This is a genomic window from Kluyvera georgiana, assembly GCF_050990895.1.
GTDB lineage: Bacteria > Pseudomonadota > Gammaproteobacteria > Enterobacterales > Enterobacteriaceae > Kluyvera > Kluyvera georgiana.
Genome location: NZ_CP158865.1, coordinates 542,112 through 566,709, shown reverse-complemented (window position 1 = coordinate 566,709; position 24,598 = coordinate 542,112). Strand labels below are relative to the sequence as shown.

Genomic DNA, 24,598 nt, shown 5'->3' with positions numbered 1-24,598 from the left:
TTAAAAACAGCGTCAGGATACTCTATATCCAGTTTCTTTCAAACTTTCGTTTGAAAAACCACCGTCTATGATTTTCGCCCGGTCGCTACAATGTACACTTCGCGTGAACGCGCACGCGAAGAGTCCGGCTTACGAACTTTAACCTTCGTAAACAGGGAGCGAATTTCCCTTAGATACTCATCGAAGCCTTCGCCCTGGAACACCTTCACTACAAAACTTCCGCCTGGCGCTAGCACATCACGAGCCATTTCAAGCGCCAGTTCCACCAGATACATGGCCCGGGGGATATCAACCGCCGGCGTTCCGCTCATGTTTGGTGCCATATCTGACATGACAACCTGTACTTTACTGTCACCTACGCGTTCCAGTAATGCCTGCATGACGAGTTCATCACGAAAATCGCCCTGAAGGAAGTCCACACCAACGATTGGATCCATAGGTAAAAGATCGCAAGCAATAATGCGGCCTTTACCACCAATCTGCGTGACCACGTACTGTGACCAGCCTCCCGGTGCAGCACCGAGGTCGACAACCGTCATCCCCGGCTTAAAAAGTTTGTCACTTTGCTGTATTTCATCAAGTTTAAACCAGGCACGGGAACGTAACCCCTTTTTCTGTGCCTCTTGAACATATTTATCGCTAAAGTGTTCCTGAAGCCAGCGGCTTGAGCTGGCAGAACGCTTTTTACCTGTCATTTAACATTCCCATCGGGACAGTTCATCGTAGCCTTTTGGCGTAAATTTCTACGCGCCATTTGGCGATATATGGGAGATGGCGGTAGAATGACCCGTTTTCAATCCCAACGTAAGCAAAAATATACGATGAATCTGAGTACTAAACAAAAACAGCACCTGAAAGGTCTGGCACATCCGCTCAAGCCGGTAGTTATGCTTGGCAACAATGGTTTGACCGAAGGGGTACTGGCCGAGATTGAACAAGCGTTAGAGCACCATGAACTTATCAAGGTGAAAATTGCCTCGGAAGATCGCGAGACCAAAACCTTGATCGTGGACGCTATCGTGCGCGAAACCGGCGCCTGTAACGTACAGGTCATCGGTAAAATGCTGGTGCTTTATCGCCCTGGTAAAGAACGCAAAATCTCGCTGCCACGTTAAGAATATCCTAATTTCTGACACAACATTGTGTTAAATGAGGGTTTTCCTTTACGAGGGCTAGCAACATGCCACGCTCTTATGCTTGATAAAAGGCCGCTATGCGGCCTTTTTCTTATCTTTACACTCAGTCAACATTTTCAGTGTTGAACAAAATTTACAGATAATCCACTGCGATGATTTCGAACTCAACTTCACCGCCCGGTGTACGGATGGTCACCACGTCGTCCTGCTCTTTACCGATGAGGCCACGCGCGATCGGCGAGTTCACGGAGATCAGGTTCTGTTTGAAGTCCGCTTCATCATCACCCACGATGCGGTAGGTCTGTTCTTCGTCGTTGTCCAGATTCAGCACCTTCACGGTCGCACCGAAGATAACGCGGCCGTTATTCGGGATCTTAGTGATGTCGATAACCTGCGCGTTGGACAGCTTCGCTTCGATATCTTTGATACGGCCTTCGCAGAAACCCTGCTGTTCACGAGCAGCATGATACTCCGCGTTCTCTTTCAGGTCGCCGTGCTCACGCGCTTCGGCAATGGCCGCAATGATTTCTGGGCGACGTACAGACTTGAGAAAGTCCAGTTCTTCACGCAGTTTTTCTGCACCACGAAGGGTCATCGGAATAGCTTGCATTGTTATACCTCTTAAACATTCCTGTAGGGAGCGGTTCGCCCCGCTCCGGCCGCTAAGCCCGCCTGGGTCGCTATCAACGCCAGGCCAGAAGCAAAAGAAAACCGACCCGGGTGCGAAGCCCCAGGTCAGCAGTAATTTTTAATTTGATACGCATTTTACCCCGAAGTTCACTACGGGTCATCGTTTACTTTACAGGGCGTTGGGCCGTAGTATGACGGCTTGTTTCCAGGTTGTTAGCGCGAGATTATGCGATTTTCCAGATTTATCATCGGATTGACCACCAGTATAGCGTTTAGCGTTCAGGCCGCGAATGTTGATGAGTATATCAATCAGCTTCCCGCCGGGGCCAACCTCGCGCTTTTGGTGCAGAAAGTGGGCGCCCCCGCGCCGTTGATTGATTACCACGGCCAGCAGATGGCGCTCCCGGCCAGTACCCAGAAGGTGCTCACCGCGCTGGCGGCCCTGCTGCAACTTGGCCCCGATTTCCGTTTTACCACCACGCTTGAGACCAAAGGCAGCGTGGATAGCGGTACGCTGAAAGGCGACCTGATTGCGCGATTTGGCGGCGATCCGACGCTAAGACGTCAGGATATTCGTAATATGGTGGCGACGCTGAAAAAATCCGGCGTACAAACTATTGACGGCAACGTCCTGATCGATACCTCGATTTTTACCAGCCACGATAAAGCGCCCGGCTGGCCATGGAACGACATGACCCAGTGCTTTAGCGCACCGCCAGCGGCAGCGATCGTCGACCGCAACTGCTTCTCCATTTCGCTCTACAGCGCGCAGAAAGCTAACGACCTGGCGTTTATTCGTATCGCCTCCTACTACCCGGTCATCATGTTCAGCCAGGTGCGGACGCTGGCGAAAGGCTCACCAGAGGCGCAGTACTGCGAGCTGGACGTCGTACCGGGCGATCTCAACCGCTATACGCTTACCGGCTGCCTGCCGCAGCGTGCGGATCCGCTGCCCCTGGCGTTCGCCATTCAGGATGGCGCCAGCTATGCCGGGGCGATTATCAAAGACGAGCTGAAGCAGGCAGGCATTACCTACACCGGTACGCTGCTACGCCAGACGCTGGTCAACGAGCCGGGTACGGTGATCGCCAGTAAACAGTCGGCGCCGCTGCATGATCTGTTGAAGATCATGCTGAAAAAATCGGACAACATGATTGCCGATACCGTGTTTCGCATGATTGGCCACGCACGCTTTGGCGTACCGGGCACCTGGCGCGCGGGATCCGATGCGGTACGGCAGATCCTGCGCCAGCAGGCAGGCGTCGATCTCGGCAACACGATTATCGCCGACGGCTCCGGCCTGTCGCGCCATAACCTGATCTCTCCGGCCACCATGATGCAGGCGCTACAGTACATCGCCCAGCATGACAACGAGCTGAACTTTATCTCGATGCTGCCGCTCGCAGGCCATGATGGTTCGCTGCAGTACCGGGCAGGCCTGCATCAGGCGGGCGTCGATGGTAAAGTTTCGGCAAAAACCGGCTCGCTGCAGGGTGTGTACAACCTGGCTGGATTTATCACCACCGCCAGCGGGCAGCGTATGGCATTCGTGCAGTATCTGTCGGGCTACGCGGTGCCGCCAGCCGACCAGCGTAACCGGCGTATTCCGCTGGTGCGTTTTGAGAGTCGGTTGTACAAAGACATCTATCAGAACAACTGAGTGCATTATTGCCGGATGACGACGCTAACGCGTCTTATCCGGCCTACAAAGAACATAACAAAACGGGCCGCAAATGCGGCCCGTTGGCTTTTGCCGGTAGGATAAGTGCTAGCGCCATCCGGCAAGGATATTAACGCTTGTAGATGAACTCAACGCCTTCTTCGTCGTCTTCATCCCAATCATCATCCCACTCTTCGTCTTCGGCTTCTGCCGCCACTTCATCAAGTTGCTGACGGTGGTAATCGTCCCACATGAACTCAACTTTCTCTGGCTGTTTCGCTTCTTCCTCCTGAGCAATTGGGTTCTCAATGATGAAGTTCATCACGTCCCAGCACAGGTCTTTGACACCCACCTGGCTTGCCGCGGAGATCAGGTAATACTTGTCTTCCCAGCCCATCGCTTCCGCAATCGCTTTAGCTTTAGCTTCGGCTTCCGCTTTATCCATGGTGTCAATTTTGTTGAACAGCAGCCAGCGAGGCTTATTCGCCAGTTTCTCGCTGTATTTCTCCAGCTCACCGATGATGATTTTTGCGTTTTCAGCCGGATCGGAGCCGTCGATCGGATCGATATCAATGATGTGCAGCAGTACGCGGCAGCGCTCAAGGTGCTTCAGGAAGCGAATACCAAGGCCTGCACCTTCGGATGCGCCTTCAATCAGACCCGGGATATCGGCAATAACAAAGCTCTTCTCGTTATCAACGCGGACAACACCGAGGCTCGGCACCAGGGTGGTAAACGGATAGTCCGCAACTTTCGGCTTCGCAGCGGAAACGGCGCGGATGAAGGTCGATTTACCGGCGTTCGGCATCCCCAGCATCCCAACGTCCGCCAGCAGCATCAATTCCAGCTGCAGATCGCGCTTGTCGCCCGGAGTACCCATGGTTTTCTGACGCGGGGTACGGTTTACGGACGATTTAAAACGGGTGTTGCCCAGACCGTGCCAGCCGCCCTTAGCCACCATCAGACGTTGACCGTGTTTGGTCATATCGCCCATGGTTTCACCGGTGCCCTGATCGATAACACGCGTACCAACCGGCACCCTAATGGTGACGTCTTTGCCACGCTTACCGGTACAGTCGCGGCTCGCGCCGTTCTGACCACGCTCGGCGCGGAAGGATTTTTCAAAACGGTAGTCAATCAGGGTGTTCAGGTTCTCGTCGGCTTCCATCCATACGTCGCCGCCGTCACCGCCGTCACCGCCGTCCGGGCCGCCTTTCGGAATATATTTTTCACGGCGGAAGCTCACGCAACCATTACCGCCATCACCTGCTACGACCAGGATCGTTGCTTCATCAACAAACTTCATTTTACTCTCCGTAAATCATTCGCCTGCGCGGGGTAACGGAACAACCGCTTCACGCTTACGCCACCGCCCCCATAGACGATGACCAATGGCGGAATACATCGCGCCCGCAACCACGACAAACGCACCGAGGTAACCTAAAAGGTTCAACATCGGTCTGGCGAAGAAATCGGGCCAGGCCATTGATAATAAATCTGAAAATAACAGAGTGAACAGCGGAGTCAGTGTGACTAACGCGCTCACCTGTGCCGCCTGCCAGCGCGCCATGGCTTCCGCCAGCGCCCCGTAGCCGACCAGTGTGTTCAGACCACAAAAGATCAGACAGGCTAACTGCCAGTCGCTCAGTTGCCCAATTACCTCAGGCTTCGCTAACGGCAGCAGTGCAATCGTACATAAAGTGTACAATAAAAAGAGGATCTGCTGTGATGCCATCCGCCGCAATAACACCTTTTGCGCGACGCCGTAACTCACCCAGACCATCGCCGCACCGACACCAAAGATAACGCCCCAGGTGTAATCGGTCAGACGGGTAAAAATTTCGATAAGGCTGGTGTTAAAGAACATTACCAGCCCGCAAATCAGCATGGTCGCCCCGATAATCTGCGTGCCACGCATCTTTTCTTTGAGGATAAAGACGCTTGCGACCATCATACCGACGGGAGACAGCTGGCCGATCACCTGCGACGCCGTTGGGCTAACGTACTGTAGCGATGAGCTAAACAGTACGAAGTTACCAAACAACCCGCCCGTGGCGATCAGCAGCAGTACCAGCCAACGCGGGTCACGAAAGAGCCGCAGGGACGGCAGCTTGCGCTTCCAGGTCAGGATGAGGCCCAGACCACAGCTTGCCATCAGAAAGCGGTAGAAAACGACGGTAGGCGGTTCCATGACTTCCAGAACCTGCTTCATCGCAATGGGCAATGCTCCCCAACAAACCGCCGTGGTGAGCGCCAACAGAATACCTATGCCCGCCTGTTGCTTCATACCGGATTTCCTACCCTGAAACAGCGCTACAGACCATCATTTACCTGGCGTCGAATGTAAAAAGCCCCGCAACGTGTTGCGGGGCTTTTATCCGTTACCGGGACGCGAATAACTTATTCAGCAACGATGCTGATATATTTACGGTTATTCGGACCTTTAACTTCAAATTTCACTTTACCGTCTGCTTTAGCAAACAGAGTGTGGTCTTTGCCGCAACCAACGTTGGAGCCAGCGTGGAATTTGGTACCACGTTGACGAACGATGATGCTACCAGCCAGAACTGTTTCACCGCCGAAGCGTTTTACGCCCAGACGTTTAGCTTCTGAATCGCGACCGTTACGAGTCGAGCCGCCAGCCTTTTTATGTGCCATTTAATCTGCTCCCCTTAACTTAAGCGCTGATGCCAGTGATTTTCACATCAGTGAACCACTGACGATGGCCCTGCTGCTTACGGTAGTGTTTACGACGACGAAACTTAACGATTTTAACTTTCTCGCCACGACCGTGAGCAACAACTTCAGCTTTGATAACGCCGCCATCAACGAAAGGAACGCCGATTTTGACTTCTTCACCGTTTGCGATCATCAGAACTTCTGCGAATTCAACAGATTCGCCAGTTGCGATGTCCAGCTTTTCCAGGCGAACGGTCTGACCTTCGCTTACTCGGTGTTGTTTACCACCACTTTGGAAAACCGCGTACATATAAACTCCGCTTCCGCGCACATCTTCGTGTGATTCAGAGTGCGCTATAAATATTCACAATAGGGCGCGAATATTACGCAAAACGCGAGCCTTTGACAAGTGCTACCATCAATAGATGCAGAAAAAAAACACAACGCGCACGGCAACGTTTATCTGTCGCGTTTTTTCAGTACAATCGTAGCTACAACTCTAACGTAAAACCTTCGTTATCCCGTATGGATAAGTGGTAAACAGGACATTAAGCCCGGCTTTTGCGATGAATTTACAAAAAATCAATGAGTTAACCGCGCAGGATATGGCGGGAGTCAATGCGACGATTCTTGAGCAGCTCAACTCAGACGTCCAGTTGATCAACCAGCTTGGCTATTACATCGTTAGCGGCGGCGGAAAACGGATTCGTCCCATGATCGCCGTGCTGGCAGCCCGTGCCGTTGGCTATCAGGGAAACGCCCACGTCAAGATTGCCGCGTTAATCGAATTTATTCATACCGCGACGCTCCTGCATGACGACGTCGTTGATGAGTCCGACATGCGCCGTGGCAAGGCCACGGCCAACGCCGCCTTTGGCAACGCGGCCAGCGTGCTGGTTGGCGACTTTATCTACACCCGCGCCTTCCAGATGATGACCAGCCTCGGTTCACTCAAGGTGCTGGAAGTCATGTCTGAAGCCGTCAACGTCATTGCAGAAGGTGAAGTCCTTCAGCTCATGAACGTGAACGATCCGGACATCACCGAAGAGAACTATATGCGTGTGATCTACAGTAAGACCGCACGTCTGTTCGAAGCAGCCGCCCAATGTTCCGGCCTGCTGGCTGGCTGTACGCCAGAGCAGGAAAAGGGCTTACAGGATTATGGCCGCTACCTGGGCACCGCCTTCCAACTGATCGACGACCTGCTCGACTACAGCGCCGATGGCGAAACGCTGGGTAAAAACGTCGGCGATGACCTGAACGAAGGTAAACCAACGCTGCCGCTGCTGCATGCCATGCGTAACGGCACGGCGGAACAAGCGCAGCTGATTCGCGGCGCTATCGAGCAGGGTAACGGCCGACATCTGCTGGAACCGGTGCTAGAAGCGATGGCCGCCTGCGGCTCGCTGGAATGGACGCGCCAGCGTGCCGAAGAAGAAGCCGATAAAGCCATTGCCGCCCTGGCCCCCCTTCCGGACTCCCAATGGCGCGATGCGCTTATTGGCCTCGCCCACATGGCGGTTCAACGCGATCGCTAATCCCTCTCCCGCGCAATGCGCGGGAAAGTTCCTGAAAACTCCCAATGACGTTATTTCGCGCCTGAAAATTAACGTTTTCCTAATTTAATGCAACTTACACGAACTTTTTAGAATCTTACTGAAAAGCGCGTTACAGTACATTCCTCGCCCAACATGACGATTTAAACAGCGCTCTCAGGGAGGAAGTATGGATAAGTTAATCGACTGGCATCCGGCGGACATCATCGCCGGGCTGCGCAAAAAAGGCACGTCAATGGCCGCAGAATCACGCAAAAATGGCCTGAGCTCGTCAACGCTCGCCAACGTGCTCTCACGCCCCTGGCCTAAGGGTGAAATGATTATTGCGAAGGTGCTGGAGACGGATCCATGGGTCATCTGGCCATCACGCTACCACGATCCGGTAACCCATGAGTTTATCGATAGAACACAGGCGATGCGCCAGCCAAAGAAAGATAAATAGCGAGGGAGAACGCCCCCCTGACTCGGAGGGCGTTTAACAACGGCAGCGATTACTCGCCTTTTACGCGTTCGATATTGGCGCCGAGTGCGCGCAGCTTATCTTCGATGCGTTCGTAGCCGCGATCAATGTGGTAGATGCGGTCAACGATAGTGGTGCCCTGAGCAATACAGCCCGCCAGCACGAGGCTTGCCGATGCACGCAGGTCGGTTGCCATGACCTGAGCGCCAGAAAGCTGCTCAACGCCGTGGCAAATCGCAGTGTTGCTTTCGATTTCCGCACGTGCGCCCATACGGATCAGTTCCGGGATGTGCATGAAACGGTTTTCGAAGACCGTTTCAGTGATCACACCGGTCCCTTCCGCCACCATGTTCAGCAGGGTGAACTGGGCCTGCATGTCGGTCGGGAACGCCGGGTGCGGCGCGGTACGTACGTTCACCGCTTTCGGACGCTTGCCATGCATATCCAGGCTAATCCAGTCTTCACCCACTTCGATATCCGCACCGGCTTCGCGCAGCTTGGCCAACACGGCATCCAGGGTATCAGGCTGCGCGTTGCGGCAGACAATTTTCCCGCCGGAGATCGCCGCCGCCACCAGGAAGGTGCCGGTTTCGATACGGTCAGGCAGAACGCGATAAACGCCGCCGCCCAGGCGCTTCACGCCTTCGATGGTGATGCGGTCGGTACCCTGCCCCGTCACCTTCGCGCCCATGGCGTTGAGGAAGTTCGCCGTATCGACGATTTCCGGTTCACGCGCGGCGTTTTCGATGATGGTGGTGCCTTCCGCCAGCGTCGCAGCTGTCATGATAGTGACGGTCGCGCCAACGCTGACCATGTCCATGACGATATGCGCGCCTTTCAGACGACCGTTGACGGACGCTTTGACGTAACCTTCTTCCAGCTTAATTTCCGCGCCTAACTGCTCAAGACCAGAGATGTGCAGATCGACCGGACGCGCACCAATGGTGCACCCACCCGGCAGAGAAACCTGGCCCTGGCCAAAACGCGCCACCAGCGGCCCCAGCGCCCAGATAGACGCGCGCATGGTTTTCACCAGGTCGTAAGGTGCACAGAATACGTTGACCGAGCCTGCATCAATCCATACTGAACCGTTGCGTTCTACCTTCGCACCCAGCTGCGTCAGCAGCTTCATGGAGGTATCCACGTCTTTCAGCTTCGGTACGTTCTGGATCTCTACCGGGTCTTCTGCCAGCAAAGCGGCAAAAAGAATCGGCAGGGCAGCATTTTTGGCGCCGCTAATGGTGACCTCGCCCTGAAGGCGGGTTGGCCCCTGCACACGAAATTTATCCATCAAATCTAATCTCTGTTAAGTATTCACGTTCGCCACCGGGAAAGCGTTGCCGCGTTCCCCATGGCTCAAAAACCGTTGAGTTTGCGATCGCGTGCCCACTCTTGCGGGGTATACGCTTTGATCGTCAGGGCATGAATGCGGTTATCCGCAAGATACTCCATCAGCGGGCCATAGATGGTCTGCTGCTTCTTCACCCGGCTCATGCCCTCAAACATCTCACCCACGGCAATCACCTGGAAGTGGCTACCGTCGCCAGAAACGAGAACTTCCTGAAGGGAGAGTGCATTCATCAGCACGGTCTGAATTTCATTATTTTCCATAGGTTCACATTTCATTTGAGAGTGAAAACAGCCCCACATCTTAGAGGAAAGTGGCGCAGTCTTAAACAAGCAAAAAGCCCCATCGTTAAGATTGATGGGGCTTTAGGAACATTAGAAGCAATAACGTGCTGAAATTTTTAAGGGATCATATCTTCAGGCAGATTATACAACCGTTTCAGCGTCGCCACTTTTTCGCTGACGCCTTCCAGGCTCACCTTGCGGCCCTGGGAACGAATCAGGTCAACCAGGTGCACCAGCAGCGCCAAACCTGCAGTATCGACGCGGCTAAGACCATTGAGATCGATCACCGAAACGCCCTGCGTCGCTTCATTTCTGGCGTCCCACAGGGGCACCAGAAAGTCCTGGTCCAGTTCGCCGCGCAGCATCAGGCGCTCACCGTCGCGCGTCCAGCTAAGCTGTTCAGCCATTATTTTTTCTGTTCCAGGGTGATCGGCTGCGCGGAGATGGATTTCAGCTGCGCGGTCAGGCCATCAATACCTTTGGTGCGCAACAGGTCGCTCCACTCGTTCTGTTTGGTGGTGATCATGCTCACCCCTTCAGCGATCATGTCGTATGCCTGCCAGTTGCCGGTCTGGGTATTTTTACGCCACTGGAAGTCCAGGCGCACCGGAGGACGGCCGTTCGGGTCGATGATGGTCACACGGATAGGTACGATGGTTGCGTCACCCAGCGGCTGTTCCGGGGCAATCTGGTAGGTCTGACCGTGGTACATCGCCAGCGCCTGGCCATAGGCCTGCTTCAGGTATTCACGGAACGCGGTAAAGTAGGCTTCACGCTGCGCCGGAGTAGCGTCTTTGTAGTAACGGCCCAGCACCAGCGCGCCGGCGTATTTTACCTGTACGTACGGCAGCAGTTCCTGATCGACCACATCACGCAGGTAGTTCGGGTTAGAACGAATTTTAGGTTGTTCATTCTTCAGGCGATCGAACGTTTTCTGCGCTGCTTCGTTCATCAGCTTGTAAGGGTTAGATTGGTCAGCTGCGGTTGCGGCCGTTAGCGGGGCAATCACCAGCATGGCGACCATCAGTAAGCGTTTAAACATGTCGAGTATCTCCTGAGATTAATTCGTCGCGCCAGTTGCAGGCGTCGCCGTATCAGTATGTCCATCTGTGGATTCCTGCGCATCGCCTGAATTCTTATTGTCGCTGCCCTTGCTGTTATAAAGGAATTGACCAATAAGATCTTCCAGCACCATTGCCGATTTGGTGTCCTGAATGGTGCCGCCGTCTTTAAGGATAGACGTTCCCAGCTCAGGGTCTTCAAAACCGACGTTCAGCGCCAGATACTGTTCCCCCAACAGACCGGAAGTTCGAATCGCCAGCGAGCTGGTATCCGGAATGTGGTTGTAGCGATCTTCAATGTCGAGCGCCACGCGAGGTAAATAGGTTTTTGGATCCAGGGTAATGTCAGCCACGCGGCCAATCACCACGCCGCCAATACGCACCGGCGAGCGTGCCTTCAGGCCGCCGATGTTATCGAAGGTGGCGTAAATGCGGTAGGTTGGCTCTGATTTCATTGACGAAACGTCCGCCGCCTTCAGGCAGACAAACAGCGCCGCCAGCAGGGCCACCAGCAGAAAAATACCGACCCAGATTTCACTCTTTTTCGTTTGCATTCACTCAATTCCCAAACATCAGTGCCGTCAGCACAAAGTCCAGCCCAAGAACCGCCAGCGACGAGTGCACCACGGTACGGGTGGTCGCCCGGCTGATTCCGGCAGAAGTGGGGATTGCATCGTAACCGTTAAATAACGCAATCCATGTCACCGTAATGGCGAAAACCAGGCTCTTGATCAGGCAGTTCACCAGATCGAGACGCCAGTCCACCGCATTTTGCATTGCCGACCAGAAGAACCCGGCATCAATGCCTTTCCAGCTTACGCCGACCAGCGAACCGCCCCAGATGCCTACCGCCACGAAGATAATCGTCAGCAGCGGCAATGAGATCACACCGGCCCAGAAGCGCGGAGAAATCACCCGGCGCAGCGGATCCACCGCCATCATCTCCATGCTGGAGAGCTGCTCGGTCGCGCGCATCAGGCCAATTTCCGCCGTCAACGCCGAACCGGCACGCCCGGCAAACAGCAGCGCGGCCACCACCGGCCCCAATTCGCGCAGCAGGGAAAGCGCCACCAGCATGCCGAGACTGGTCTCAGCGCTGTAGGTAGTCAGCACCAGATAACCCTGTAGCCCCAGCACCATGCCGATAAACACGCCCGACACAATGATGATCACCATCGAAAGCACGCCAACGTTGTAAAGCTGGCGCACCAATAGCGGCGCGTGCTTGCGGAACTCCGGCTTGCCGACAACGGCATTGAATAACATTAACCCAGCTCGCCCAAACGTCGCGATGGTCTTAATCCCGCGATGTCCAAGCGCTGCCAGTGCATTTAACAACATGAGTCGATTATCTCCCTGTGCCGATGAGGTCGCGGCGATAATCGCCCGCAGGGTAACGGAACGGCACCGGGCCGTCGGCAATACCGTCGAGGAACTGACGCACTCGCGGATCGTCGTTTTCCTGCAACGAAGTAGCACTACCGTGAGCGATGATTTTACGGTCCGCCATAATATAGGCGAAATCGGCAATGCTCAGCACTTCCGGCACGTCGTGGGAAACCACAATACAGGTGACACCCAACGCGCTGTTGAGTTCAGAAATCAGCTTCACCAACACGCCCATGGTGATCGGATCCTGGCCGACGAACGGTTCGTCAAACATGATCAGATCGGGTTCCAGAGCAATCGCTCTGGCCAGCGCGGCGCGTCTTGCCATCCCGCCGGAAAGCTCGGACGGCATCAGCTTAGCCGCCCCGCGCAGGCCGACGGCTTCGAGCTTCATCATCACCGTGCTTTTCAACAACGGCGCGGGAAGCCGGGTATGCTCGCGAATCGGGTACGCCACGTTGTCAAACACGTTCATGTCGGTAAACAGCGCGCCAGACTGAAACAGCATACTCATCCGTTTACGCACGGTGTACAAACGAGATCGCGACATCTGCGGCACGTTCTCGCCATCAAAGAGGATCTCTCCGCTATCCGGGGGGATTTGCCCGCCAATCAGGCGTAGCAGCGTGGTCTTGCCAATCCCCGACGGCCCCATTATCGCGGTGATTTTCCCGCGCGGCACCGACAGCGAGATCTTGTCGAAGATGACCCGACTGCCACGGGTAAACGTGACGTCGTGCATATCGACCAAATTCTCGATATTTTGGCTCATAGGCTTACCTTTCCAGGTCCTTAAGAGGAATCATTTCCTGCTCAATTGCGCATTCTTACAGAATCCTAACCGCACGAGTTAACGAAATCTGGCATTTGTTTTACTTTTCCTGCGCATAAAGTCAAAATTAGGAATTCGTTACGTCCAGACGTGCGGACCGACGATTATACCCGAATAAAGGACTTTAGATGCTCTTAGCCACGGCTCTGTTAATTATTGGTTTACTTCTGGTGGTCTACAGCGCCGACCGCCTCGTGTACTCCGCCTCCATTTTGTGCCGTGCTCTGGGAGTTCCACCGCTGATTATTGGCATGACCGTGGTCAGTATCGGCACCTCGCTGCCGGAAATTATCGTCTCCGCCGCCGCCTCCCTTCATGGTCAGGTAGACGTCGCCGTCGGGACCGCCATCGGCTCTAACATCGTCAATATATTACTGATCCTCGGCCTGACCGCGCTGTTCCATCCATTTACCGTGCATTCTGATATCCTGCGCCGTGAAATACCGCTAATGTTGGTCGTTAGCCTGCTGGCCGGGTATGTGCTGTATGATGGCGAACTCTCTTTAATGGACGGCGTTTTCCTGATTATGCTGGCAGCACTGTGGCTGCTGTTTATCATTAAGATAGCGCGTCTGGCCGAGCGCCAGGGTAACGATAAATTCACCCAGGAGCAGTTGGCCGAGCTGCCGCGCGACGGTTCGCTGCCCGTCGCCTGCTTATGGCTCGGCGTAGCGCTGATTATTATGCCAATGGCGACCCGCATGGTGATTGATAACGCCACGGTGCTGGCAAACTATTTCGCCATGAGCGAGCTGACCATCGGCCTGACAATCATCGCCCTCGGCACCAGCCTGCCGGAGCTGGCAACCGCCATCGCTGGCGTGCGTAAAGGTGAAAATGATATTGCGGTCGGCAACATCATCGGCTCGAATTTCTTTAATATCGCTATCGTTCTGGGTATCCCTGCCCTTCTCGCGCCGGGGACATTTAACCCGCTCGCGTTTACCCGGGACTATGGCGTCATGGTATTGGTGAGCGTGGTCTTCGCCCTCCTGTGCTGGCGTCGTCGCCAGATAGGCCGTGGCGCAGGTTTACTGTTAATCGGCGGGTTTGTTGCGTGGCTGGCGCTGCTCTATTGGGCAACGCCGCTCTTCATCGAATAAATCGGGATAACACTATGTCGCAAATAGATTTGCAGCCAAATTTCGACTTCCAGCAGGCGGGAAGAGAAGTTCTGGAGGTTGAACGGGAAGGGCTGGAACAGCTCGATCAATACATCAATCAGGACTTCAGCGACGCCTGTGAGAAGATCTTCTACTGCGGCGGCAAAGTGGTCGTGATGGGGATGGGCAAGTCCGGGCATATCGGGCGCAAAATGGCCGCTACCTTTGCCAGTACCGGCACCTCTTCCTTCTTCGTCCATCCCGGCGAAGCGGCGCACGGCGATTTAGGCATGGTGACACCACAGGATGTGGTCATCGCGCTCTCTAACTCCGGCGAGTCGAACGAGATTCTGGCGCTGATCCCGGTGCTCAAGCGCCTGCGCGTGCCGCTGATCTGCATGACCAGCCGCCCGGACAGCAGCATGGGCCGTGCGGCAGATATTCATCTGTGCGTAAAAGTTCCGCGCGAGGCTTGCCCGCTCGGGCTGGCGCCGACCTCCAGCACCACCGCCGCGCTGGTGATGGGCGATGCGCTGGCCGTTGCGCTGCTGAAGGCCCGCGGCTTTACCGCTGAAGACTTTGCGCTGTCGCACCCCGGCGGCGCACTGGGCCGCAAGCTTCTGCTGCGCGTTAACGATATTATGCACACGGGCGATGAAATCCCTCACGTGAGCGAAGATGCCTCACTGCGGGATGCGCTGCTGGAAATTACCCGTAAAAATCTCGGAATGACGGCCATCTGCGATGACAATATGCAGATTAAGGGTATCTTCACGGATGGCGACCTACGACGCATCTTCGACAACGGCGCAGACCTACGTAGCCTTGGCATCGCCGATGTGATGACGCCGGGCGGTATCCGCATTCGTCCCGGTACGCTGGCGGTCGACGCGCTGAACCTGATGCAATCACGTCATATCACCTGCGTGCTGGTTGCCGATGGCGACCATCTGCTAGGTGTGATACATATGCACGACCTACTGCGCGCAGGCGTAGTGTAATCAAGGATATAAAGAATGAGTAACGCTGTCGCATCGGTCGCCACCTGTTACGGGCCGGTGAGTCCACAATTTATCGCGAAGGCGGAGAAAATCCGCCTGTTGATCCTCGACGTCGACGGGGTGCTGTCCGACGGCCTGATTTATATGGGCAACAACGGTGAAGAGCTGAAAGCCTTTAACGTGCGCGACGGCTACGGCGTGCGCTGCGCCCTCACCTCCGGCATCGAAGTGGCGATTATTACCGGGCGAAAAGCTAAACTGTTAGAAGACCGCTGCGCTACCCTGGGTATTACGCATCTCTACCAGGGTCAGTCTGATAAACTTATCGCCTATCGTGAACTGCTGGCGAAGCTGAGCCTACGGCCGGATGAAGTCGCCTACGTGGGCGATGACCTGATCGACTGGCCGGTGATGGCAGAGATCGGCCTGAGCGTCGCGGTGGCGGATGCGCACCCGCTGCTGCTGCCGCGCGCCGATTACGTCACGCGCATTGCGGGCGGACGCGGTGCGGTACGCGAAGTCTGTGACCTGCTGCTGCTGGCGCAAGGGAAGCTCGACGAAGCCAAAGGGCAATCCATATGAGTAAAACCAGACGTTGGGTTATCATTCTGCTATCGCTGGTTGCGCTTGTCCTCATCGGCCTGAATCTCGCCGACAAAGACGACAGCGGCCCGGTTGCAGTAAATACCGGCGATCCAACCTATAAAAGCGAACATACCGATACGGTGGTGTACAGCCCCGAAGGCGCGCTCAGCTATCGGTTAATTGCCGAGCACGTGGAGTATTTTTCCGATCAGGGTCTGTCGTGGTTTACTCACCCCGTGCTGACTACCTTTGACACCGCGAAGGTGCCAACCTGGTCGATTAAAGCCGATAAAGCGAAGCTGACCAACGACCGCATGCTGTATCTCTACGGGCACGTTGAAATCAACGCGCTGACAGAAGACGCACAACTGCGTAAGATTACGACGGATAATGCCCAGGTGAACCTGATTACTCAGGACGTTTCCTCTGACGATCTGGTGACGTTATACGGAACAACATTTAATTCCAGCGGCCTGAAAATGCGCGGCAATTTACGCAGCAAAAACGCCGAGCTGATTGAAAAGGTTAGAACTTCTTATGAAATCCAGAACAAACAAACTCAGCCTTAAGCTGGCGCTCGTCGCTTCTCTGCTGGCAGCCAGTCTGCCGGCAATGGCCCTGACCGGCGATACCAATCAGCCGATTCATATTGAATCCGATCAGCAGTCGCTGGATATGCAGGGCAACGTCGTGACCTTCACCGGTAACGTTGTCGTGACTCAGGGCAGTATCAAAATCAACGCCGACAAAGTGGTCGTCACCCGCCCGGCAAACCAGCAGGGTAAAGAAGTGATCGATGGCTACGGCAACCCGGCTACCTTCTACCAGATGCAGGACAACGGCAAGCCGGTGAAAGGTCGCGCATCGAAAATGCACTACGAATTAGCAAATGATTTCGTGGTACTGACCGGCAATGCCTACCTTGAGCAGTTAGACAGTAACATCAAGGGTGACAAGATTACCTATCTGGTGAAAGAGCAGAAAATGCAGGCGTTTAGCGACAAAGGCAAACGCGTCACTACCGTTCTGGTTCCGTCTCAGCTACAGGACAAATCCAAAGACCAGGCTCCGGCACAGAAGAAGAGTAACTAATCCGTTATGGCGACATTAACTGCAAAAAATCTGGCGAAGGCCTATAAAGGCAGACGCGTCGTGGAAGATGTCAGTCTGACCGTCAACTCCGGTGAGATTGTGGGCCTGCTTGGGCCGAACGGCGCGGGTAAAACGACCACCTTCTACATGGTCGTCGGTATCGTACCGCGCGATGCGGGCAACATCATCATTGATGATGAAGACATCAGCCTGCTGCCGCTGCACGCCCGTGCACGCCGCGGCATCGGCTATTTGCCGCAGGAAGCGTCGATTTTCCGTCGTCTGAGCGTTTACGATAATCTGATGGCGGTACTGCAGATCCGCGATGACCTCAGCAATGAACAGCGCGAAGACCGTGCCAAAGAGCTGATGGAAGAGTTCCACATCGAGCATCTGCGCGACAGCCTGGGCCAGGCGCTTTCCGGCGGTGAACGTCGCCGCGTCGAGATTGCCCGCGCGTTAGCGGCAAACCCGAAGTTTATCCTGCTGGATGAACCGTTTGCCGGTGTAGACCCCATCTCCGTTATCGACATCAAACGCATCATCGAACATCTGCGCGACAGCGGCCTTGGCGTACTGATTACCGACCACAACGTCCGTGAAACGCTGGCGGTGTGCGAACGCGCTTACATCGTCAGCCAGGGGCATCTGATTGCCCACGGAACACCTCAGGAGATCCTGGAAGACGAACATGTTAAACGCGTGTATCTTGGGGAAGACTTCAGACTCTGATAGGGTAGTGGTTATCGACGTTAGCGGGAGATATTCGTTCTGAACATGAAGCAAGGTTTGCAATTAAGGCTCAGCCAACAGCTTGCCATGACGCCCCAGTTGCAGCAGGCCATTCGTCTGTTGCAATTGTCTACGCTGGAACTTCAGCAGGAACTCCAGCAGGCGCTGGAGAGCAATCCCCTGCTCGAGCAAACCGATCTTCACGATGAAGTAGAGACTCAGGAAACCGTCGATAGCGAAACGCTGGACAGCGTCGATGCGCTGGAAAAACCGGACATGCCCGAAGAGCTGCCGCTTGACGCCAGCTGGGACGAAATCTACACCGCCGGTACACCTTCCGGTACTGGCGCTGACTATCAAGACGACGAACTACCGGTTTATCAGGGTGAAACCACTCAGTCACTTCAGGATTACCTGATGTGGCAGGTAGAGTTAACGCCGTTTACCGATACCGACCGGGCGATCGCCACGTCGATCGTCGACGCGGTGGATGACACCGGCTACCTCACCGTCACCGTCGAAGATATCCGCGAAAGCATCGGCGACGACGAGATTGGCCTGGACGAAGTGGAGGCGGTACTTAAGCGCATCCAGCGTTTCGATCCGGTCGGCGTGGCCGCCAAAGATCTCCGCGATTGCCTGCTGATCCAGCTGTCACAATTTTCACCAGACACGCCGCGCCTCGATGAAGCGCGACTGATTATCAGCGATCATCTCGATCTGCTCGCTAACCACGATTTCCGCTCGCTGATGCGGGTCACCCGTCTGAAAGAAGATGTACTGAAAGAAGCTGTCGATCTGATCCAGTCACTGGATCCACGCCCGGGCCAATCGATCCAGACCGGCGAACCGGAGTATGTGATTCCGGACGTACTGGTGCGCAAGGTCAACGATCGCTGGGTGGTAGAGCTGAACGCCGACAGTATTCCGCGCCTACAGATAAACCAGCACTACGCGGGGATGTGTAATAACGCCCGCAACGACGCCGACAGCCAGTTTATTCGTAGCAACCTGCAGGAAGCCAAATGGCTGATCAAGAGCCTTGAAAGCCGCAACGATACGCTGCTGCGCGTCAGCCGCTGCATCGTCGAGCAACAGCAGGCCTTTTTCGACCTTGGCGAAGAGTACATGAAACCGATGGTGCTGGCCGACATCGCCCAAACCGTCGAGATGCACGAGTCCACGATTTCGCGTGTTACCACGCAGAAGTATTTGCATAGCCCACGGGGCATTTTCGAGCTTAAATATTTCTTCTCCAGCCACGTCAGCACCGAGGGCGGCGGCGAAGCCTCGTCCACGGCCATTCGGGCGCTGGTTAAGAAATTGATTGCCGCGGAGAATCCCGCGAAACCACTGAGCGACAGTAAACTGACCACCATGCTCTCTGAACAGGGTATCATGGTGGCAAGGCGTACCGTTGCAAAGTACCGAGAGTCTTTATCCATTCCGCCGTCTAACCAGCGTAAACAGCTGGTCTGACACAACTGATAAGGAAGACACTATGCAGCTCAACATCACTGGACACAACGTCGAGATCACCGAGCCGATGCGCGAATTCGTTAATGCGAAGTTCAGCAAGCTGGAGCAGTATTTCGAGAGGATCAATCAGGTCCATATTGTGTTAAAGGTGGAGAAACTGACGCACATCTCGGATGCGACATTGCACGTGAACGGCGGTGAACTTCATGCCAGCGCGGAAGGGCAGGATATGTATGCCGCCATCGACGGTTTGATCGATAAACTGGCGAGACAGTTAACCAAGCACAAAGATAAACTAAAACAACATTGATTGTCCGAGCGATCGCCCGATATGCCCGCATATCGGGCGATGCTTAGGTGAAATTATGACAAATAACGATTCGGCTCTACAACTGAGCAATGTCCTTAACCAGGAATGTACCCGCAGTGCTGTGCACTGTCAGAGTAAAAAACGTGCGCTGGAAATCATCAGCGAGCTGGCGGCGAAACAGCTTAGCCTGCCGCCGCAGGTGGTGTTCGAAGCCATTCTGACCCGTGAAAAAATGGGCAGTACCGGCATCGGCAACGGCATCGCCATTCCTCACGGCAAGCTCGAAGAAGATACGCTGCGTGCGGTAGGGGTGTTCGTGCAACTGGAAACGCCGATCGCCTTCGACGCCATCGACAACCAGCCGGTCGATTTACTCTTTGCGCTTCTGGTTCCAGCCGACCAGACCAAAACCCATCTGCATACGCTTTCCCTGGTGGCGAAACGTCTGGCAGATAAAACGATTTGCCGCCGCCTGCGCGCCGCGCAGAGCGACGAAGAGCTGTATCAAATCATCACCGATACGGAAACCCACGATGATGCGTAATGGACATCACATCGTACTGAGGAGAAACGGTACATGGTACTGATGATCGTCAGCGGCCGCTCTGGCTCGGGAAAATCAGTGGCCCTGAGGGCGCTGGAAGATATGGGCTTCTACTGCGTTGATAACCTGCCGGTGGTACTGCTGCCGGAGCTGGCAAAGACGCTGGCCGACCGCGAAATCTCGGCTGCCGTGAGCATCGACGTACGTAACATGCCTGAAACTCCGGAAATCTTCGAACGGGCAATGGAAAACCTGCCGGAGAACTTTTCCCCACAGCTGCTGTTCCTCGACGCCGATCGCAACACGCTGATTCGTCGCTACAGCGACACTCGCCGTCTGCACCCGCTCTCCAGCAAGAATCTGTCGCTGGAAAGCGCCATTGATGAAGAGAGCAACCTGCTGGAGCCGCTGCGCTCTCGCGCCGACCTGATCGTCGACACCTCCGAGATGTCAGTCCATGAACTGGCGGAAATGCTGCGCACCCGTCTGCTGGGTAAACGCGAGCGTGAGCTAACGATGGTATTCGAATCCTTCGGCTTCAAGCACGGTATTCCTATCGACGCCGATTACGTGTTTGACGTGCGCTTCCTGCCGAACCCGCACTGGGATCCGAAGCTGCGTCCGATGACCGGCCTCGATAAACCGGTTGCCGCGTTCCTCGACAGGCACACGGAAGTTCACAACTTTATTTACCAGACGCGTAGCTATCTTGAGCTATGGTTACCTATGCTGGAAACCAACAACCGTAGCTATCTGACGGTTGCCATTGGCTGTACCGGCGGTAAGCACCGTTCGGTCTATGTTGCCGAACAGCTGGCTGACTACTTCCGCTCGCGCGGTAAGAACGTGCAGTCTCGTCATCGGACGCTGGAAAAACGCAAATCATGACCGTAAAGCAGACCGTGGAAATCACCAATAAGCTGGGCATGCATGCCCGCCCGGCGATGAAGCTGTTTGAACTGATGCAGCATTACGATGCGGAAGTGCTGCTGCGCAATGATGAAGGCACCGAAGCCGAAGCCAATAGCGTGATCGCGCTGCTGATGCTGGACTCTGCCAAGGGCCGTCAGATTGAAGTGGAAGCCACCGGTCCGCAGGAAGAAGAGGCGCTGGCGGCGGTAATCGCGCTGTTTAACGCCGGGTTTGACGAAGACTAGTCCGCGCCCGGCTACACACGCATAGTCTGTAGGCCGGACAAGGCGTTTACGCCGCCATCCGGCAGTGCCACTGTATGCCTGATGGCGCGATGCTTATCAGGCCTACGGTTAATACAGCTTATTTTCCCGCATAAATCCTTCCCCACCGAGCTGGCGCATCTGCCGTAAAATCCACGCCTGACGGCTACGCACATACCCCGATGGGGCATTGGCTTTAAAACGAATCGGGTTAGGCAGCACGGCGGCCAGCAGCGCGGCTTCCGCCATCGTCAGTTGACTCGCCGACTTATGAAAGTAGCGCTGGGACGCGGCTTCCACGCCGAAAATACCGTCGCCAAATTCTGCGATATTCAGGTAGACGGTCAAAATACGTTTCTTACTCCACACCGTCTCCATGCCGAGCGTCAGACCCGCTTCCAGCCCCTTACGCACCCAGCTACGCCCATCCCACAGGAACAGGTTCTTCACCGTCTGCTGCGACAGCGTCGACGCACCGCGAATGCGGTTTTCGTTGCGCTCGTTGTGCGCCAGCGCCTTTTCGATTGCCGACACGTCAAAACCCCAGTGGTCAGGGAATTTTTGATCTTCGGCGGCAATCACTGCCAACCCCATCCACGGTGTAATTTCATCCATGCTGACCCAGTCTGAGTGGGCAACGTAGCCGAAATCACCCGAAAACCAGGCGCTCATCTGGCGTTCAACCATCACTGCGGAGAATGGCACAGGCAAAACACTGAACACCGCAATACCGCCGCCCCATAACAGCGCCAGCATCAGCAACAGCCGCCAGGCCAGACGTTTAAGCCTGGCTATACTCCTCAAAGCCATCTTGTTCTCGCTAACTCTCTGACGCTGATTAATATTTCTGATTAAGTCGTTACGCTTCACACATTTTACTGATTCACGTAACAAACTTTTTAAGTTTTGCTATCTTATTGAGCGTGCAATCGTATTTCAGGTTGTGTCAAAAAAACCAAAATTATGTCAATCATCTGACGCAACCACCAGTTCCCTGGTGTTGGCGCAGTGTTCGCGCACCCCGGTCAAGCCGGGGTCATTTTTTTCCTGCGCTGGCAACCCACGCTTTCAGCACCGCAACGTCGTGCTGCCATTCGGACTTCATCTCTTCAACCCATTCACCCACGTTATCCCACCACGCCGGTAGATCCGGTGATTGAATCTGCTGCCCCAGCTGTTGGAGATGACGTAGCCCGACGGAACCAGCAGCGCCTTTGATTTTATGGCCTTCTTCGACAATCCCTTTCTGGTCGCGGGCGGTGAGATTCGATTCCAGCACCGCCAGGTAGCCCGGCATCATCTTCTCAAATACGGCCAGACCATCGGTAATCAGCTTCGGCCCAACCAGTTCGATGTACTGCTCCAGCATCGCAATATCGAGCAACTGCTGCGATTTGTCGTTATCACTCTGGCTCACGGTACTCTCCTCTTCGTCTGCAGTGGTATCCCAGAACTTCTTGATCATCGCCGTCAACGCCGGTACCGAGAGCGGTTTACTCAGCACGTCGTCCATGCCGGCGTCCAGATACTCTTTTTTGTCCTTCAGAACGTTCGCCGTCAGCGCCACCAGCGGCGGCAGATCGTCGGCATGGTATTTGCCCGTTAGCTCACGAGCGATGTCCAGACCGGTCATATCCGGCAGCTGAATATCCAGCAGCACCAGGTCATACTCGCCAGGGGTAAACATCTCCAGCGCGGCCTTACCGGTCATGGCGACGTCGACGCTGTTACCCAGTTTTTCCAGCACCGAGCGCGCGACGATCACGTTCAACTCGATATCTTCCACCAGCAGCACGTGCAGCGCCGGCAACGGCATATCATCTTCATCAAACGCATCTTCCACTTCCTCAGCCACAGCCGGAGCATGGGCCGTCAGGATAAAGGTCGAACCGTGTCCTGGTTGACTGGAAACCTCAATATCGCCGCCCATACTTTTCGCCAGACGCTTCGACACCGCAAGACCAATCCCGGTACCGGTGGCGGGCTTGCCGCCATGGCTGTCTTTCACCTGATAATACATGGCGAAGATTTTGTCCTGCTCTTCCTGAGGGATGCCGATACCAGAGTCTTCCACTTCAAAGTGCAGCATATCGCCAGCATCGTAGCGCACGCGCACGACCACGCTCCCCTCCTGAGTGAACTTAACGGCGTTACTGATCAGGTTCCACAGAATCTGCCGCAGGCGGGTACCGTCGGTAATGACTTTATGCGGCAAAGGTAACGTCGGCTCCATTACGAAACGCAACCCTTTTTGCTGTGCCTGCAAGCCAGACAGGTTTTCAAGATCGGCGAGGAAACCGGTGAAGTCGACCTCCTGGTTATCCAGTTGAACTTTACGGCGCTCCATCTTATCCATGTCGATAATATCATTGAAGATATTACCCAGCGTCACCGCCGAAACGTGGATCGTTTTCAGGTACTTTTCCTGCTCAGCGGTCAGGTTAGTGTCGAGCAGAATACGGCTCAAACCGACGATACCATTGAGCGGCGTGCGCAGCTCGTGGCTGATGGTCGAGATAAAGGTGGTTTTGTCACGGCTGGCGCGCTCCAGCGCATCCTGATAGCGCTTGCGTTCGGTAATATCGCGACCAAAGCCCATCAAGCCGTGGCGCTTACCCACGCGATCGTAGTAAGGCACTTTACGGATTTCGAAGCAGGCTTTGCGCCCGTCCGGGTAATCGAGCCACTGCTCGTAGGTCAGCGAGACGTTGTGACGGAAAACTTTCTCATCGGTTTCAATAACCTTTGCCGCCGCTTCGGGGGTGTAGACATCTTCCGGATGCAGGTGAATCAGCTGCTTTTCACTCTTGCCAGTCAGCAGCTCCATCGCCCGGTTACAGCCGGAAAACTCTTTATCTTCATTGCGATAGAAAACCAGATCCGGCGAGGCATCGAGGAAAGAACGCAGGAAGGAGGACTGCTGCTCAAGGCGAATCTGCGTTTCCTCGCGCTCCTGCACCTCAACGCGCAGCTGCTCCAGCGTCGCCAGGCGCTCGGCCTCGGCTTTTTCGCGATCGCTAATTTCCTGATTAAGCTGTGAAATGTTGTCTTTAAGCTGAACGTTTAGCTTGAGGTCACGCTCGCGCATCTCTTCCAACTTTTCTACCAGCCGGGACAGGCGCTGGCGCGACTCCTCAAGCTGTTCGACCACCACTGACAGAAAATAAACCGCCCAGGGGGTGATCAGCAGACCGAAGAAGATCGAGCGAATCACGTCGATACTCTCCACCTGGCCGTGTAGCACCATGGTGACCGCCATCTGCACCACAATCGCCAGCACCACCAGCGCTAACGCCAGCAGCAGGGAGAACCGTACCAGACCCAGCTTCATCATCAGGTCGACGTAATACTGCGCCAGCATACGAATTTGCTTCATGAGGAGTTCCTTAACGACAACGTCGTTCAATAATACCCAATTCTGGGCGCGGCGCGGTAGGTTGTGCGAAAAATGCGAGGATTATATCGAGGTGTGAAACAGATCGTAGGCCGGATAAGGCAACGCCGCCATCCGGCAATGTATGCGGGGCTGCCTGTTAGCGCCT

At 54.9% G+C, this 24,598-nt stretch carries 30 protein-coding genes; 15 read left to right on the top strand and 15 right to left on the bottom strand.

Translation table 11 applies throughout. From position 1 onward, the window contains the following. Positions 1-65 precede the first annotated feature (65 nt). Positions 66-695: a 23S rRNA (uridine(2552)-2'-O)-methyltransferase RlmE gene (rlmE, locus tag ABTW00_RS02765; protein ID WP_064541917.1), complete on the bottom strand. Its 630-nt coding sequence runs from the start codon at positions 693-695 to the stop codon at positions 66-68. Between the two features lie 126 nt (positions 696-821). On the opposite strand from rlmE, the gene yhbY reads away from it, so the two are divergent. Continuing rightward, the gene (yhbY, locus tag ABTW00_RS02760; protein WP_024133059.1) at positions 822-1,115 is read left to right on the top strand and encodes a ribosome assembly RNA-binding protein YhbY; all 294 of its coding nucleotides are present in this window, start codon (positions 822-824) and stop codon (positions 1,113-1,115) included. 154 nt (positions 1,116-1,269) lie between these two features. Here yhbY and greA read toward each other — a convergent pair whose 3' ends face one another. Further along, positions 1,270-1,746 carry a transcription elongation factor GreA gene (greA, locus tag ABTW00_RS02755; protein WP_064541914.1) on the bottom strand — a complete coding sequence of 159 codons (477 nt, stop codon included), beginning with the start codon at positions 1,744-1,746 and terminating at the stop codon, positions 1,270-1,272. 246 nt (positions 1,747-1,992) lie between these two features. On the opposite strand from greA, the gene dacB reads away from it, so the two are divergent. Then, positions 1,993-3,426: a serine-type D-Ala-D-Ala carboxypeptidase gene (gene dacB, locus ABTW00_RS02750; protein WP_433638699.1), complete on the top strand. Its 1,434-nt coding sequence runs from the start codon at positions 1,993-1,995 to the stop codon at positions 3,424-3,426. 130 nt (positions 3,427-3,556) lie between these two features. Here dacB and cgtA read toward each other — a convergent pair whose 3' ends face one another. The 4 genes from cgtA to rplU all read right to left on the bottom strand — a co-directional run bounded on the left by cgtA (position 3,557) and on the right by rplU (position 6,415). Then, entirely contained in the window at positions 3,557-4,732 is a 1,176-nt protein-coding gene (gene cgtA / locus ABTW00_RS02745) for an Obg family GTPase CgtA (RefSeq protein ID WP_064541901.1), read from the bottom strand. A 15-nt stretch (positions 4,733-4,747) separates the two neighbouring features. Further along, positions 4,748-5,713 carry a DMT family transporter gene (locus ABTW00_RS02740; RefSeq protein WP_065356154.1) on the bottom strand — a complete coding sequence of 322 codons (966 nt, stop codon included), beginning with the start codon at positions 5,711-5,713 and terminating at the stop codon, positions 4,748-4,750. Positions 5,714-5,826: 113 nt separating this feature from the next. Then, complete coding sequence (gene rpmA / locus ABTW00_RS02735) at positions 5,827-6,084, bottom strand: 50S ribosomal protein L27 (protein WP_064541895.1); 258 nt, start codon at positions 6,082-6,084, stop codon at positions 5,827-5,829. A gap of 19 nt (positions 6,085-6,103) precedes the next feature. Further along, the gene (gene rplU / locus ABTW00_RS02730; protein ID WP_003025032.1) at positions 6,104-6,415 is read right to left on the bottom strand and encodes a 50S ribosomal protein L21; all 312 of its coding nucleotides are present in this window, start codon (positions 6,413-6,415) and stop codon (positions 6,104-6,106) included. A gap of 256 nt (positions 6,416-6,671) precedes the next feature. On the opposite strand from rplU, the gene ispB reads away from it, so the two are divergent. Together ispB and sfsB are read left to right on the top strand one after the other, a co-directional pair. Further along, positions 6,672-7,643 carry an octaprenyl diphosphate synthase gene (gene ispB / locus ABTW00_RS02725; RefSeq protein ID WP_064541892.1) on the top strand — a complete coding sequence of 324 codons (972 nt, stop codon included), beginning with the start codon at positions 6,672-6,674 and terminating at the stop codon, positions 7,641-7,643. A 187-nt stretch (positions 7,644-7,830) separates the two neighbouring features. After that, positions 7,831-8,103 (top strand): DNA-binding transcriptional regulator SfsB, encoded by a 273-nt coding sequence (gene sfsB, locus ABTW00_RS02720; protein WP_065356156.1) that lies wholly within the window; start codon positions 7,831-7,833, stop codon positions 8,101-8,103. 49 nt (positions 8,104-8,152) lie between these two features. On the opposite strand, the gene murA is transcribed toward sfsB, so the two are convergent. The 7 genes from murA to mlaF all read right to left on the bottom strand — a co-directional run bounded on the left by murA (position 8,153) and on the right by mlaF (position 12,975). Beyond that, a complete protein-coding gene (gene murA, locus ABTW00_RS02715; protein WP_064541880.1) occupies positions 8,153-9,412 on the bottom strand; it encodes a UDP-N-acetylglucosamine 1-carboxyvinyltransferase in 1,260 nt (419 codons plus the stop codon). 65 nt (positions 9,413-9,477) lie between these two features. Further along, a complete protein-coding gene (gene ibaG / locus ABTW00_RS02710; RefSeq protein WP_065356157.1) occupies positions 9,478-9,732 on the bottom strand; it encodes a BolA family iron metabolism protein IbaG in 255 nt (84 codons plus the stop codon). A gap of 137 nt (positions 9,733-9,869) precedes the next feature. Beyond that, complete coding sequence (mlaB, locus tag ABTW00_RS02705) at positions 9,870-10,160, bottom strand: lipid asymmetry maintenance protein MlaB (protein ID WP_065356158.1); 291 nt, start codon at positions 10,158-10,160, stop codon at positions 9,870-9,872. Further along, a complete protein-coding gene (gene mlaC, locus ABTW00_RS02700) occupies positions 10,160-10,795 on the bottom strand; it encodes a phospholipid-binding protein MlaC (RefSeq protein ID WP_064541872.1) in 636 nt (211 codons plus the stop codon). The genes mlaB and mlaC overlap by 1 nt, the downstream gene beginning before the upstream one ends. Before the next feature lie 18 nt (positions 10,796-10,813). Continuing rightward, positions 10,814-11,368: an outer membrane lipid asymmetry maintenance protein MlaD gene (mlaD, locus tag ABTW00_RS02695; RefSeq protein ID WP_064541869.1), complete on the bottom strand. Its 555-nt coding sequence runs from the start codon at positions 11,366-11,368 to the stop codon at positions 10,814-10,816. A gap of 4 nt (positions 11,369-11,372) precedes the next feature. Next, the gene (gene mlaE, locus ABTW00_RS02690; RefSeq protein ID WP_064541866.1) at positions 11,373-12,155 is read right to left on the bottom strand and encodes a lipid asymmetry maintenance ABC transporter permease subunit MlaE; all 783 of its coding nucleotides are present in this window, start codon (positions 12,153-12,155) and stop codon (positions 11,373-11,375) included. A 7-nt stretch (positions 12,156-12,162) separates the two neighbouring features. Beyond that, positions 12,163-12,975 carry a phospholipid ABC transporter ATP-binding protein MlaF gene (gene mlaF / locus ABTW00_RS02685; protein WP_064541861.1) on the bottom strand — a complete coding sequence of 271 codons (813 nt, stop codon included), beginning with the start codon at positions 12,973-12,975 and terminating at the stop codon, positions 12,163-12,165. A 188-nt stretch (positions 12,976-13,163) separates the two neighbouring features. On the opposite strand from mlaF, the gene ABTW00_RS02680 reads away from it, so the two are divergent. The 11 genes from ABTW00_RS02680 to npr are packed head-to-tail and all read left to right on the top strand — an operon-like array spanning position 13,164 to position 21,038. Continuing rightward, on the top strand, positions 13,164-14,138 hold the full coding sequence (locus tag ABTW00_RS02680; protein WP_064541859.1) for a calcium/sodium antiporter: 975 nt from the start codon (positions 13,164-13,166) through the stop codon (positions 14,136-14,138). A 14-nt stretch (positions 14,139-14,152) separates the two neighbouring features. Beyond that, the gene (kdsD, locus tag ABTW00_RS02675) at positions 14,153-15,139 is read left to right on the top strand and encodes an arabinose-5-phosphate isomerase KdsD (RefSeq protein ID WP_064541856.1); all 987 of its coding nucleotides are present in this window, start codon (positions 14,153-14,155) and stop codon (positions 15,137-15,139) included. A gap of 15 nt (positions 15,140-15,154) precedes the next feature. Continuing rightward, positions 15,155-15,721: a 3-deoxy-manno-octulosonate-8-phosphatase KdsC gene (gene kdsC, locus ABTW00_RS02670; protein ID WP_065356159.1), complete on the top strand. Its 567-nt coding sequence runs from the start codon at positions 15,155-15,157 to the stop codon at positions 15,719-15,721. Then, a complete protein-coding gene (lptC, locus tag ABTW00_RS02665; RefSeq protein WP_064541850.1) occupies positions 15,718-16,293 on the top strand; it encodes an LPS export ABC transporter periplasmic protein LptC in 576 nt (191 codons plus the stop codon). Before kdsC ends, lptC begins: the two co-directional genes overlap by 4 nt. Next, positions 16,262-16,816 carry a lipopolysaccharide ABC transporter substrate-binding protein LptA gene (gene lptA, locus ABTW00_RS02660; protein WP_064541847.1) on the top strand — a complete coding sequence of 185 codons (555 nt, stop codon included), beginning with the start codon at positions 16,262-16,264 and terminating at the stop codon, positions 16,814-16,816. The genes lptC and lptA overlap by 32 nt, the downstream gene beginning before the upstream one ends. A 6-nt stretch (positions 16,817-16,822) precedes the next feature. Beyond that, positions 16,823-17,548, top strand: coding sequence for an LPS export ABC transporter ATP-binding protein (lptB, locus tag ABTW00_RS02655; protein ID WP_064541846.1), 726 nt, complete (start codon positions 16,823-16,825; stop codon positions 17,546-17,548). Positions 17,549-17,593: 45 nt separating this feature from the next. Continuing rightward, complete coding sequence (gene rpoN / locus ABTW00_RS02650; protein ID WP_064541843.1) at positions 17,594-19,027, top strand: RNA polymerase factor sigma-54; 1,434 nt, start codon at positions 17,594-17,596, stop codon at positions 19,025-19,027. 22 nt (positions 19,028-19,049) lie between these two features. After that, positions 19,050-19,337: a ribosome hibernation promoting factor gene (gene hpf, locus ABTW00_RS02645; protein WP_065356160.1), complete on the top strand. Its 288-nt coding sequence runs from the start codon at positions 19,050-19,052 to the stop codon at positions 19,335-19,337. A gap of 55 nt (positions 19,338-19,392) precedes the next feature. After that, positions 19,393-19,881: a PTS IIA-like nitrogen regulatory protein PtsN gene (ptsN, locus tag ABTW00_RS02640; RefSeq protein ID WP_035891171.1), complete on the top strand. Its 489-nt coding sequence runs from the start codon at positions 19,393-19,395 to the stop codon at positions 19,879-19,881. A gap of 33 nt (positions 19,882-19,914) precedes the next feature. Then, the gene (gene rapZ, locus ABTW00_RS02635) at positions 19,915-20,769 is read left to right on the top strand and encodes an RNase adapter RapZ (protein WP_064541836.1); all 855 of its coding nucleotides are present in this window, start codon (positions 19,915-19,917) and stop codon (positions 20,767-20,769) included. Then, the gene (gene npr, locus ABTW00_RS02630; RefSeq protein ID WP_064541834.1) at positions 20,766-21,038 is read left to right on the top strand and encodes a PTS phosphocarrier protein NPr; all 273 of its coding nucleotides are present in this window, start codon (positions 20,766-20,768) and stop codon (positions 21,036-21,038) included. Before rapZ ends, npr begins: the two co-directional genes overlap by 4 nt. Before the next feature lie 108 nt (positions 21,039-21,146). On the opposite strand, the gene mtgA is transcribed toward npr, so the two are convergent. Then, complete coding sequence (gene mtgA / locus ABTW00_RS02625) at positions 21,147-21,866, bottom strand: monofunctional biosynthetic peptidoglycan transglycosylase (protein ID WP_064541831.1); 720 nt, start codon at positions 21,864-21,866, stop codon at positions 21,147-21,149. A 226-nt stretch (positions 21,867-22,092) separates the two neighbouring features. Beyond that, complete coding sequence (gene arcB / locus ABTW00_RS02620) at positions 22,093-24,432, bottom strand: aerobic respiration two-component sensor histidine kinase ArcB (RefSeq protein ID WP_065356161.1); 2,340 nt, start codon at positions 24,430-24,432, stop codon at positions 22,093-22,095. Positions 24,433-24,598: the final 166 nt, after the last annotated feature.